General features: G+C 32.1%; 12 protein-coding genes. All 12 read right to left on the bottom strand.

The window, feature by feature from the left end:
- Positions 1 to 474: 474 nt before the first annotated feature.
- Positions 475 to 3,015, bottom strand: coding sequence for an AAA domain-containing protein (locus KMW28_RS23970; RefSeq protein ID WP_169661869.1), 2,541 nt, complete (start codon positions 3,013 to 3,015; stop codon positions 475 to 477).
- 1,159 nt (positions 3,016 to 4,174) lie between these two features.
- Positions 4,175 to 4,627: a hypothetical protein gene (locus KMW28_RS23965; RefSeq protein ID WP_169661870.1), complete on the bottom strand. Its 453-nt coding sequence runs from the start codon at positions 4,625 to 4,627 to the stop codon at positions 4,175 to 4,177.
- A gap of 84 nt (positions 4,628 to 4,711) precedes the next feature.
- Positions 4,712 to 5,533 (bottom strand): hypothetical protein, encoded by an 822-nt coding sequence (locus tag KMW28_RS23960; RefSeq protein WP_169661871.1) that lies wholly within the window; start codon positions 5,531 to 5,533, stop codon positions 4,712 to 4,714.
- A gap of 95 nt (positions 5,534 to 5,628) precedes the next feature.
- Positions 5,629 to 6,279, bottom strand: coding sequence for a hypothetical protein (locus tag KMW28_RS23955; protein WP_169661872.1), 651 nt, complete (start codon positions 6,277 to 6,279; stop codon positions 5,629 to 5,631).
- Between the two features lie 236 nt (positions 6,280 to 6,515).
- Positions 6,516 to 6,881 carry a hypothetical protein gene (locus tag KMW28_RS23950; RefSeq protein ID WP_169661873.1) on the bottom strand — a complete coding sequence of 122 codons (366 nt, stop codon included), beginning with the start codon at positions 6,879 to 6,881 and terminating at the stop codon, positions 6,516 to 6,518.
- Between the two features lie 3 nt (positions 6,882 to 6,884).
- Entirely contained in the window at positions 6,885 to 7,361 is a 477-nt protein-coding gene (locus KMW28_RS23945; protein WP_169661874.1) for a hypothetical protein, read from the bottom strand.
- 89 nt (positions 7,362 to 7,450) lie between these two features.
- Positions 7,451 to 8,251, bottom strand: a complete 801-nt coding sequence (locus tag KMW28_RS23940; RefSeq protein WP_169661875.1) for a hypothetical protein — start codon at positions 8,249 to 8,251, stop codon at positions 7,451 to 7,453.
- A 408-nt stretch (positions 8,252 to 8,659) separates the two neighbouring features.
- Positions 8,660 to 9,337 (bottom strand): HupE/UreJ family protein, encoded by a 678-nt coding sequence (locus tag KMW28_RS23935; protein WP_169661876.1) that lies wholly within the window; start codon positions 9,335 to 9,337, stop codon positions 8,660 to 8,662.
- A 2-nt stretch (positions 9,338 to 9,339) separates the two neighbouring features.
- Positions 9,340 to 10,371, bottom strand: coding sequence for a DUF4198 domain-containing protein (locus KMW28_RS23930; RefSeq protein ID WP_169661877.1), 1,032 nt, complete (start codon positions 10,369 to 10,371; stop codon positions 9,340 to 9,342).
- Between the two features lie 102 nt (positions 10,372 to 10,473).
- The gene (locus tag KMW28_RS23925; RefSeq protein ID WP_169661878.1) at positions 10,474 to 11,298 is read right to left on the bottom strand and encodes an alpha/beta hydrolase; all 825 of its coding nucleotides are present in this window, start codon (positions 11,296 to 11,298) and stop codon (positions 10,474 to 10,476) included.
- A 138-nt stretch (positions 11,299 to 11,436) separates the two neighbouring features.
- Positions 11,437 to 12,018 carry a T6SS immunity protein Tdi1 domain-containing protein gene (locus KMW28_RS23920; protein WP_169661879.1) on the bottom strand — a complete coding sequence of 194 codons (582 nt, stop codon included), beginning with the start codon at positions 12,016 to 12,018 and terminating at the stop codon, positions 11,437 to 11,439.
- Between the two features lie 93 nt (positions 12,019 to 12,111).
- The gene (locus KMW28_RS23915) at positions 12,112 to 13,323 is read right to left on the bottom strand and encodes a MutS-related protein (RefSeq protein WP_169661880.1); all 1,212 of its coding nucleotides are present in this window, start codon (positions 13,321 to 13,323) and stop codon (positions 12,112 to 12,114) included.
- Positions 13,324 to 13,393: the final 70 nt, after the last annotated feature.

Here is a 13,393-nt window from a genome sequence, read left to right as displayed (position 1 = left end):
GGTATAATAGTAAAGTAGAGTAGAGCCTGATAGCTCTCTCAAATTTATAATTATAAATGTAATCATTTTGAAAAACTATCAGAACCCCTTCATCAAACCGTATGTGAAGTTTTCCATCTTATGGCTTACCTATAGATTTCTTTGTTTGATATTCATAGGAAGCTACTATTGATTCACACTTGCGTATTAAGGATTGGTTATTTGAGATAACCAAGCTTCAGTTATCTACCTCAAGGCGATTCTTCAAAGTGAATAGTAAATTATTTAGGAAGGATTTTCACAAACTGGAAAGTAACAAGCCTTTTTATTTTTTTCAATCTGTTGTGGGGGCTTGCTAAAACGCAACAACGTACCAATTTTCCAATAACGCTATGTTTTATTTTGGAATTCCATATTTTCTCATACTGGCACAAGAATTAAGACGTAGTACTCACTCATACCATATTTTTTTGAAGAAGTATGTAGTTTCAAACCCTAAAGTTCATTGAGCTTATTAATTAATTTCTCCTTCTCCTTACTTTCATTTGTACCAAAACGTAGAATAGGGAAATTATATTTTTCTAAGATTCTATCTTTCATTCTATCCCTTTCCTCTTGTCTTGTTCCCTGCTTATGAAATTCAAAACCATCAACTTCTATTCCAAGTACAGGTGTTTTACCAAGTTTGTTGTAAATAAGAAAATCTAAATGTGTCATTGAATTCGACACATACTTTATTTCTTGATCGTCTAATTTGGAATAATCTCTAATTAGCTGTCTGATTGGGTAATGCAAAAGCACATTATATTTCAAAAATTTCTCTTCTGCCAATACTTGTTTGATTAATCCATACATTAAGTTTTCACTATCAAACTCAGATACCTTCCCAGATTTTTCAATAATCTTTGATCGTTTATCCTCATAACCTTGGTATAGCAAATCGAAAATTGAATTTAACTCACTTTGAATAATAGAAAAGTTGTTGTATTCAATATATTTGATCAGGTCGGAGATGTTATTTTCTTTTTCCATTTCATTTCCACTAACCACTACTATTAATTGATCTATTGCTCTTGAAACGGCCACATTTAAACGATTAGGATTGTCAGTAAAATCAGAAATCTCATTATCAACGGTGGATAGTATAATCACCTCATTTTCTCTTCCTTGAAATTTATCTACAGTGTCTGCTTTTATTGACGTTTCTTTAAATGTTTTTTGTAAAGCATAGGTCTGATTACGATAAGGTGTTACAATACCTAAGTCTACATTTTCAAGATTTTGACTTGGGATAATTTCATGTTTGATAATATCAATTTGTCGTTGATTCATACGTTCTCTAGCATGATTACCTTGTGTTGTTTTATAAACAATAAGAGGTTGTCGATTAGTGGTATGTTCTGTATGAACTATTAATTGATCATCATAAAATTTCTTGTTACAGAACTCTATAATCTTCGGATTACAACGATAATGTTCTTTTAATAGAGTTTTGGGTGCTGTGGGAAGTAATTCAAGAATAGACGATAGCAAACTATGATTCGAATAACGATAAGGTTCTTTCAGTTTATAAGCATCAAAAATCCTATCTGTTTTTATTTGCGTACCTGAATTCACCACATTGGGCAACTGATTGACATCACCGACAATGACCGCTCTTTTTGCACAAGAAAGAGCAAGTGCTCCCGTCGCCAGATCAACTTGAGAAGCTTCATCTATAATTACATAGTCATAGTAAAGATTATCTGATAAACTCTGTCTTAATGAATAGGTTGTACTCATAATGACAGGGTAATCCTTGATAAATTCACCTGATTTTTGACGAAGTTCTGAGATCGTATAAGGAACTCTTTTTTGGTGATTGTATCTTTTACATAATTCTGCCTTGAATAGTTGCATTGACATATCAGTGTACTCCTTCATTTTATGGTCAAATGCAAAATCTTTCAGAGATTGTTCTAGACTACTTATCCTAACTGAAATTTCATGTATTCTTAATGGATAAAACATAGATTGGCAACTAAGAATCATTTCATCAAATGAATTCATATAAAATGCCTTATCCTTAATACCGTATTTAAACCAATACATGATTCTTCTAAAGAAGTTGATTTTTCTACGTTTTTCGCTAAGGCTTTTAAGGGTAATCCAGAACTCAAGTATTTTATTTGCTGTAATATTTTTCTTGAAGCCTACATTCTTTTCTGTATTCTCTTCGTAAGCTTCTTTGAAGTGTTCATACTCTAACCTTGTGTTTTCTAATTCTAACTTAAGTGTTGCTAACTCGTTTTTCTTGCTAAGGTTTTCAGTGAGTTGATCGGCAAGCGTTATACATTTTTCTTTTATTTCAGCTTTTTGAACGTCAGTTAAATTAAACTGAGATAATTCATTTATTTCTTTTTGAGATGCAATAAACTCCTTTTTGTTTTGGGAATTACCAAGAAGTGCAGCTATAAATTCAACACCATTCTTCTCCAATTTTTCATAAACATTTTTTGTTGCTGAGTTATTACTTGAAACAACCGCAACACTTTGTCCATTTAAAACCGCATTAGCAATAATGTTGAGAATCGTTTGAGTCTTGCCTGTTCCAGGAGGTCCTTCAATGATACTTAAATTGTTAGAAAATGCAGTATTAACTGCCTTTTGCTGACTTATATTAAAACCAAATGGAAATAGAATAGGGTTTTTATTTTTACTTAGACTATATGGTAAAGAACCATTTAACAAACTTGACAAAATGCAGTACTCGGGAATGACAGAAATACTTTTGTAACTTCTTGAAAGTATATTGCTCCCTTCATCCGTTTTAAGTCCTACTGTATCAGCAATTTCATGTAAGTAATTGAAAACGTTAAATGCCTTTTCTTCACTTACAGATGTCCTGACTATCTTTGCTCTATTTTTTCCATAATGAAATTCCCTATCGCTGTTTTTAAAGACAATAACACACTTATTACCCTGATTTGAATATTTTTCAATTCTATCCGTCTGATCTTTCCCGTCAATATAAATCAGTTCTCTTTTAAGTGACATTGTTAGATTATATTATTTGTTGTTGTCTTTTTAAAAACGTGTTCTCTCTCTTATTTATAAACACTACTCACACTGTATAAATCTTATCTGTTTTAATATCAGATAAATTTTAGAATACCACCGAGAGTTTATTTTTAAGATGGGTTGCTAATTTGGTTGTTCTTGCTATACGAAACAATGAGAATTATTATCCTTGGTCTATTGTAAAAATTAATGTGAGTTCAAAAAATATGTTTGATGATAATGAGCCTTTAAAGTTGAAGATAAGTAGTGAGAGTAGGATATATATTCTGAATTTTTAGTTTAGCAATATCCTTCCCATACCTCAATAGTGCATATTAAACAAAAGCTTCGCTAGCTAAAGCCCACAATAACTTACCTTTATACCTTAATTGATTTTGTAATTAATAGTTTACTAAGATGAAAAAAAAGAGACAATATTCGAAAAAGTGAAACGTGTTGTTCCAAGTTTAAAAACATATTTGATCAAGTGTATCAAAACATGACACCAGTGGAAAGTCTTTTTATCCTTTTCAAAAATTCATCCATACTATCGCTAGTATTTCATTGTATTTTAAAAAGATCCAACTTGAACTTTCCGACGGCCAAAGTAATGATTAACTGCTACTTATCAAAAAAACAAAACACTTTTCACACCATCTCCATACATTATATATATGCTTTGAGGTCTGTCTTTAAATTAAGTGATAGAGACGATGGAGCCATAAAATTTCAACTGAAAAACTTCGTATGATCCAAAAGTCTGCCCTTGCTGTAAGGAAAGATGTATGGTGATTATGCCACGTTTTGCTTTACAAAGAGCTCCTCCAAAAAAGAAAAATCTAAATGCAGCTAGAATAAATAAACTCCATTTTTCTCCAATTTTTAGCTTATGAAAGTAAGCTTAGGTTTCTACACTCAAAATTACTTTCTAAAATAAAGTAATTTTGAGTAAAAATCTTTGCTTAAAAATACTCAGGAGAAGACTGTTTTAAGAATGGTTGAAAAATAAATCATAAAAAAGACCTTTCATATCAATGAAAAGTCTACCCTAAATTCCATACAGACATCGGATGTGTAACCCACCGCCTTTGTTCAACTAGGGCTTAATTTTAGGTCTTTCAGACCAAACTAAGCCCTAATTATTGGGCATCGTTTTCTATTTTAAATTACTCCAAATTATTTCATCATTCTTCAAAGTGAATCTTGGCAAGAAGTTGAAAATAGAAGTAACATCAAATTCTGGTTCCATTACAATCCACCATTCTGAGTTATCTCTTTTTAAATCAATAGCTGACAAGAAATACATATTCTGTAGTTCATTTTTATCTTTCTCCCATTTCGAATCGCGAAAACATTCTTCCATATGTTCGAACAACTTGTGACTCGTGGTTTGCCATTTTTTTTCAAAGTCTTGAATCAGCTCAATTTGTTCATTAGAAGGATCATTTTGATTTTCCACTTCAATAGTTAATTCAATCGAGGCTTTTGAAATTGCCATATTGACACGTCCAAACCATTCAAATCCGTTTCGATTCTTATCGAGCTTTAGCTTGCCATATTCAGCCAAGTCAAATTGTGGTTTTTCTATTTTCCTTTTAAGCCAATTCACTTTTTTACTTGATGATGCCCAATGTATCGGGCATGGTGTCGCAGGCAGGTTGCGTCGCAACCGACCTGTGCAATATGCCCCTTGTTAGCGAGATTTACATTTTGAAAAGTCAACCTCATAATAGCCATTGGATCTAACTTTTATACCTTTTATTGTTGCAGGTTTCCAAGGTTTTAAAGTTTTCACAAATTGAATTGCTATTTCTTGACAGTGTTTATTTGTATTCCTATTAGGAAACACAAAAAAGTTAGATGTTTCTCCAAATTGATTTACTTCGAAGCCTACTATTATTTTATTTTTCCGATTAATCCACTTAAGTGAATCAATTTTATTTTGTAGAAATGTCGAATCTGGTTCACAATATGTAAGACTAGACTCAATTAGATCTAACTCTTCTGAATTTGATAGTAAGAGCTCACTATATTCGTCTGTCCATATAAATTTTTCATCTTTCCAAATTTCATTATACAGTATATGAGTATCAATTAAGTTAATCGAATTAATTTCATTACCAAGCTTTTTCAATTTTCGAATTAAATCGGTACTTCTTGATATATGTCCAGTTCTCGTACATAAGTTAGTTCTAATTTTGTATTCCCCAAGACTATTAAATCTTCCAAAAACAATATACAATGAATCAATATCAAAAGAATAACCACATGAACTACTGTAAGATTCTGAGACGACTGTCATCTCGTTTTTAAACTCCCCTTTTAAGGTTTCTAATACTTCAAAAGTCGTTCGGTTTTCATATCCATCTTCCGTTGAAACTGTTATAGCTTTTCCTATAAAGATTACTGAGGTTTCATTTATTTCTTTTTCTAAAGTTTCAGTAGAACATTCACAACCAAGTACCTTAAAATAAAACGTATTCGAAATTAAGAACAATAAAACTATTCTGTTCATACTTTTCATGATTCTCGCTAACGCGATTACTAAACTCGAGAGCGGTTGCGTCAACCGTGATTGGAGTTTAGTTGATGTTAGCCACTTTTAAAAGTTTAATAGTAAGTATATTTTCTATGCACTTGAGTGAGATTACCCTTTAATTTATTACCATCATAATATCCTTCTTTCCATGAAACAGGATTTCTTAAGTGATCAAACTCATAATCCGAAAATACCTTATGAATACCAGTATTACATTCTTTTTTTACTAGAATATTACTTTTATAAATATAGTTGAAAATTCTCTCTGTAGAATCCTTTAGAGTAAAATCTTCTTTTCCTAAGATTTTATTATTTCCATAATTGAATTTTGTTCGTGCGATCTTCTTACCATGATAATATGAATCATAAATCTCAGGTAGATTATTAATATTTCTCTTAACGATTGTATAACCATCAAATAAACTGTCTCTATCTAGGGTACCAAAATAGATTGAATTTTTATTTGGGTCTAGCCAATGTTTACAATAAGTTGTAATAACTTTTCTATTACTAAAAATTAATATTTTTTCAAGCTCATGATTTTTACTGTAATAGTAATTTGTACTGTCTGTATGCCAACTTTTTGATGAAAAGGAAATTACTCTAATATTCCCATTTAAAAATTCTATTTCATTAATATGGTAAGGTATATTATTCGAATCATTACAACTTGAAAAAATGAAGGATAAAAAAATAATCCAAAAAATATTACTTTTTCTCATTTGCTTTATGAAGTGGTTATTGTGGCTAACGGCTCGTATAAGAAACGTAAGTAGTTTCGAAGCACTTACCTGTCAATTTACACTGAGCCAAATTTGCGATTAGACACAAATTTAAAGTTTTAAAACAAACCGTCAAATCGCAGATTTGGCGGAGCTGATTAAATGAACAAATGTTCCATAAGCCACTGAACCACTTATGTTTTTTATACATTGTTGGCATGTCGTGCTTTATCATTTCACTTCTTCCAATGTTTCAATTCTAATTCCGTAATCGTAGAATCTGATGTAAACTCAATGAAAAGAGTCTTAGTCTCAACAGGGTCAATGTCCCAACCATAATCAACGAAAACTTCATATCCGATTGTATTTGAATCCAAGTTTGCAAAATTTGCTGGTCTACCCAAAAGGTCAATAACTGATTTGTACGCCATTCCCTTATTCAGCTCATTTTCCATCAAGTCTTTTATCATATTTTCTCGATGCTCATAGAATCCATCAACATTCTTGCTCCATAATTCTTTATCAAATGTTATTTCAGTCTGCTTGCATGAATAAAGTCCAATCAACAAAGCTGCAATAAAAATCAAATCTTTTATTTTCATGGCTTATAAATCTTTCCCTTTATTTCGATTCTCAAAATCCCCAATCATTTGACTTAATTCAGTCGTTTGTTCCTTATTAATCCGACCAATTTGTTCAGCTACAACAATATTATCGACAATGTTGTCATATTCGTAGATGTCTTTTATCTTTCCTCTTTTCAGAACTGTTTTAATTGTATCTTTTCTCTCAAAGTCAATCCCATTTTTATACAATTCAGTCCAAAACTTATCCACTTCCTTATCTGCCGATTCATTCCAATAAGTCAAGAAATCATTTTCTAGATATTTAATACTTGCAACTTTTTTAAACTGTGGTTCTGGGTTCAGTGCCATTTGCTTAATCTGATTGCACAAATTAATCATCGGTGTTTTGGAGTCATTATGAAATCGGTCTGATTCATTTAAAATCTTAACTGCAATATCAACCGCTTTTGCTAATCTTTCAGCTCTTTCTTGATATGTAACTCTTTTCTTGTTCATTTACAGTTCTATGGTAGTTCGGTTCTCCTGCATGCATGCCAACGTGATGACTAAACTACGTGAGCGGTTGCGTCAACCGTGATTGGAGTTTAGTTGATGTTAGGCACTTTTATCTTTAGTTCATATTCAGTTTCAAGAAGAGCAACTTCATAGCCATACCCCATGCCGTGAATGAATTCACTAGGAATTCCTTCATTTTTAAATTGCTCAACAGCTTTTTTATAATCTTCTAGAATCTTCTCCGGCTTACGAGTCAAAAACGTTGATAGGTATTTTTCAGCTATACTTTGCTTGTTTAGCATTAGAAGATATTGAACTGTAGTCATTGGATTATTTAATTCAAAATTATCCCTTTCAATTTCCTTCGCTATGATTTCTGAATCTTGGAAGTCTTCAAAAACACTAATCAAGTTTTCTTTTGTCGTTTGGGGAATTATTAAAACCGCATTTTCAAAATCATTTTTATCGGCAAGATTCCAAATAATATTTCCTTCTCCACCTTTGACTAATGAACCTATGTCTCTTCCAATCATTGTTTCATTCCAATAATTCAAAAGAGGATGGTTTTTAGAATATTTTTTTAAGTCTTTAGATTCAATGTAGAATACGGCTGATAGTTCGACATATTGTCCAGCAACGTTATCTCGATTCGATGAAAAATTTATAAACAAGATGTATTTTTTGTCAGCGCTTTCAAGTTTCAATTTGTGTTGACTAGGATAATAGGTGAATCCTATATCTTTCAATTCGTCAGCAATTAATTGGCAAGTGCGTTCAAATACTTCACGAGGTTTTTCAGCATTCTTACTATTTAAATGCCGTTTTGCTGCTCTTTCTTTTGTGCTAAAAATATGCTCTGTAAAGTCTTCTATGTTTTTAATCCACTTCATTCGATCTACTTGTGCCTAACATTGGATAAACACAATGGCGTTTATCCGTCCAAATTTTCCGGATATACACCATATGGCATATATCCATTAGTAATAAATATTCCCCAATTTACCAAACAACTTTAAATATTCAAAGTTGATAAATAATAAAACTAATATAGAATACAAATACCATAACCTACCTAAAACCAGCAAAATACACTCATATAGCCCTATTTAACCACAACAAGGCATAAATGAACATATAATCTGATATACAAAAATAAAATAATCAATTTTATTAGCCGAGTATTAAACGAGTAATACACGGCTATTCTGCTAAAATTTAAAATAATTTTTCTATACAATAAAACCCCAACAAGAATAATCTCATTGGGGTTTTAGTCTCATTTTTTTAAGTATTATATCTTAATGCCCTGAATAATATCCCGACATCTGATACAAAAACAAGAAAACTCCGGCAATGATCAAATACCAATTGACTGCTTTGTAGAAGGCGGGAAATTGTTTGTGTTTTCTTGCCAATGTGAAAAGGGCAACGATTGGAATTAATGCCAATACTTGACCCAATTCAACACCTAAGTTAAAACATAGGATTTTTGCCAATAGATCTTCGGTTCCGTTTTCGAAAGATTGCAATCTTGTGGATAAACCGAAACCGTGGATGAGTCCAAAGACCACGACCATTAAGAGGAGGTTAGGCGATTTTATTTTCAGCTTTTCGAAACCACCCAAGTTTTCGAATCCTTTGTATAGAATACTCAATGCGATGACTGCATCTATTAAATGTTCGTTGGCGGTGATGCCAGCGTAGGTAGCACCTATCAACGTGATACAATGACCAATCGTAAAAGCAGTGATAAACTTTAATATATCTTTGATGCCCGTTAAATAGAAAACAACACCTGCAAGAAACAATAAGTGATCGTAACCTGTAAGCATATGCGTTGCTCCTACGTGTATGTAGGCAAAAAGACCTCCGTTTCTAAGAATTTCCTGATCGGCACTTGTTACATCATGCGCTACACTTACAAAAGGTAGAAGTAAGAACAAAAGTGATAATGCCTTCTTAATATTTGCGTTCATACTTAGTCCTTTTTTCTGAAAAACATAAATAATATACCAATGATGATCACACTTGCCAATACGAAAATCCAAGTAGAGATTTCGTCTTCATTATCATGAGTATGTGTATGTGCTCCATGTTGGTGGGTCACCTCAAATGTTAATGTAGACCACTTCGACTGATGAGTGTACCCTTTATTCGCATCCACTTTTACCATATGAATGGTACGAAGGTAATAAATACCGTCTTCCGTAAGGTGGAGTGTCAAAACACCATTGTTATTTGTACGGAACCTTTGTCCGTTGGTATGCGAATGCTCTTCATCGTCGTGGTCGTGAGTGTGTCCATGTTCTCCATGATGATGCCCATGACTATGGGAATGTGCATTCGCTACATGGTCTGCATACACCAATTGATTGGCCAAAGGTTGACCATCCAATAACAACTGAATATCTAACGTTTCTCCTGTATGTTTGTCGTATGGATTTTCTAATGGAACAAACTCAATAGGATATCCCAAAACCGTCTTCCAATCTTCTGTTTTTGTATCACCTACCTGATAGATCGCCTTTACGTGTTTCTGATAACTTTCTTCAACATCCTCATTCAGTGTATTATTTTCTTCACGTTGATGAAGCATATCTAATACACCATCATGTTTTAGGTATCCGTTAAATGACTCCGCCGTTTGTTTCAAGATTCTGGCCTTCGTCGAAACGCCGACTATGTATGTCCCCTCCTCTCCTGCTTTAAAAGTGAATTGAGTAATGGTACTGTCCTGATCCTTCCATTGGTCATCAGCAATTGATGATCTTTTACCATGTGCTGTTATCGAAGCATCTAATAAACGGTCAGTGGCTATTGTGTTATCGCTTTTCTCGAAAGTACCATTGTATAAACTCAAAGTAGCTTCTTGATTAGGCTTTAGGAAATAGGTTTCCATTTTGATGTATAGATCATGACTACACAACAAAACAAAAGCACCGATTAATAAGAATGGTCGAGTAATTTTATTAAAAAGAATATTCGACGAGTTTGTCGTATTAAATTTCATATTTTGTTACCGAAGTTTAGTTTGTCTCGAATTGATATGATTCGTTAATTTGGCAAAAATAGGAAGTTTTATGATAGAAAGTCATCATCTTGGAAAGAAAAACTACTGCACCTCCTTTCCTTTCAAATTAACATAATACAATCCATCTAATAGAGAGCGTAATCCATTTGTCGCATGACTTTCCTGGGGGTTGACCTGAAACTTAAAATTCTTGTTTGTTTTCGATAGTTTCTCGCATATCACTTTATACGATTCTAAAGAATAGTCCCAACCATTGGTGCCTAAAGTAAGGTAAATTGATTCTGTCCTTTTCTGATCATCAATTTGTTTTTGCAAATAGTAATCATCCCATAAAAGAGCAGGACTTGCAACAATAAATTTATCAAATACTTTTTCCTTGGAGGTATAAAATGATAATGCGCCTATTCCTCCGTTGGAGTGACCAAATATCGTTTTAGCATTAAATTTCACATTGTACAGTTTTTCCAAAGCCGGAATAAGTTCCTTCTTTAAAGCTTGCTCATAATCAGAAAAATGACCTGTCTGCGCATATAAAAGGCTATCCTGCACACTCTTATTACTTTTCACGTTTGTTGGTGTATAGTATTTATATCTGCTCTCTCCTGTACTAGGTAAACCAACAATTATAGTCAGTGGCATCTTTTTCGACCACTCATAGAGCTCTGCAATATCAGATGACATCCTAAAATATTCATCTCCATCCAAAAGCATTAAAAGTGCAATAGAGTCAATCTTTGTTTGAGCATTCGTGAATTGATCAGGTACTCGAATCCAGCATTCAATAGTGTCTGATAAAATCTCAGATGGAAACTTTAACTTTTCCCCTAAAACCAAGTCAGTAGTTTTTGTTTGAGAAAAAGTCTGGTACGATAGAAGTAAAAATAGAAGAAGCTTGCATGTTCTCATTTTAGTCATTGATTTTTGAAAGTAGTAAATAATTAGTTTTGGCGAAGTTAGTATAATACATGAAACATAAAAAAGACTAGTCAACTTTAATATCAAAATGAATATACTAAAGCTAAGTAGTCTTCTTTTTATTATTAATTAAACATCCGTTTGATGTTTTAATTGCTTATTTAATTCCCAATACATTTCCATATCTTGCACCTCTAAGTTTTCCAACTCATCTTCTCCCCCTAGAAATAATAGCTTTTTAAAACCTAGGCAATCTGAACTTCTTAATATTTCACCGTATAAGTTACTTAAAGATTTAAAATCCGAATACCCACATGGTTCTTCTCTATTTTCGACCACAAACTCATTAAAGAATTCTGATATGGGCATATTATCTAAAAAGTACTTTTCTCCATCAGAAGGATCAAACATGGTAATGGTGTCATCATTTACATTTGATGCATACTGACGACCATAAAAATCGTAGGCAAATGGAATAAATGTAACCGTTTCGATTTTAAAAAAACTGACTATTTCCTTTAACCAAAATATGGAACTTCCAAAAGTATGAATTCTAAAAAAACCATTTTCAATAATGCTTCCACCATATTTTTCTAATACCTGATTAATATGCGCAAGTGGTTTAATTCCTTCTTGACCTTGTTTTGTGTATTCATGTTTATAATCGGTATCAATATGTGTAAGTTCGAAATTAGCTAAAAAGTTATTCATAGGTCAATATTCAATAAGTTTAAAATTAGCTATTCAAAACTTAGTAATATTTTCATGGAATACAAAAAATATATAGCCAATAATTTAATTAGTTTAGCTCAATAACTCCAATATACCAGATTCATTAAATAATCTTTCTCCCAATTTTAATCTCGAAATTCCTTCTTTTAATTGATAGGTAAAATCTACCTTTCCATCTTTCAAAATAGTATTGAGGTAATAGAAATTGATGTTTTTATTATTTGTTAATTCATCAACGTTAAGGTGTGTACTTACAATCAAAAAAGATTGTTCGTACAAACGGATATCTTGATAAAGTCTTTTTAATAGTTTGTACGATTCTTCGGCATTAGTTGTATTGAATAACTCATCAAAAACTCCGAAAACTTGTTGCCCTTGATTATTTTTCTCTAAATACTCCTTGATGCTTAAAACCTCATGCATAAAATGACTGGAGGCCAATCGATAATCATCTTTGGTATTAAAATGTACTCCAAAGTAATCGAAAAAAGGAATAATTGCCGCCTCAGAAGGTATGGAGAATCCTTGATTCCCTAAATATGTACAAATCGAGATTGTTTTCAGAAAAGTTGATTTCCCGCCCATGTTCGCTCCCGTTAGAATATTAAGTCCTTTATCGAAATGAATACTGTATTTTTTTGCATTAGGAATACATGGGTGGTAGCTGTTTGTCAATTGATATTGAGCCCCAATTTTTGGTATAGAAAATCCATTTTTAATCGTCATTTTAGCAATAGAAATAAAACTCTCCAACTCAAATAATTGAGATAAAAAAGGCTTAAAATCTAAAGTGCTTATATAGTCTATTCCTTTCTTTAAGTCTTTACTTTTCTTTGATGAAAAATCAAAAGTCAGCACCTGTTCTATAAAACTAAGAATAGGTCGAACATAAGACTGTAGTTCTTCAACATCAATAGTGCTTACGCGAAGAAGAAGTTTTTTTAAATGATTTAAGAATAAGTAATTGCCTACCAAACAAGGTACGATATCTGGGTGTACATTTCTTCTTTCAAAACCAAAAAAAGTCGTTTGAATAAAGACGTTCGTTTTTAGTTTTTGAGATAGATTTAAGGTTTCCGAAAAATAGATAGGATTATATTTATAGCCTGTAAGAAAGTCCTTTTGACACAATAATGTTTGTATTACTTTTTGTCTTCGCTTTATTTCATTTAAGCTGCATTTTTCAGAAAGTAATTTGGTCACATATTCTTTAGTATGACTATTAATATTGGCATTAAAAAGAGGTACTAGTTCGTTTTTGATATTCAGTTCTTCTACTATCATGGTAATTGTTATGTATGGATAGAAAAAAGACAAACTAGAATACCGTTTTGTCAAAATGTTCCGATTAAAT

The sequence above is a fragment of the Flammeovirga yaeyamensis genome, from assembly GCF_018736045.1.
GTDB lineage: Bacteria > Bacteroidota > Bacteroidia > Cytophagales > Flammeovirgaceae > Flammeovirga > Flammeovirga yaeyamensis.
The sequence above is the reverse complement of the archived record's forward strand: the minus strand, read 5'-3'. Positions and strand labels throughout refer to the sequence as shown.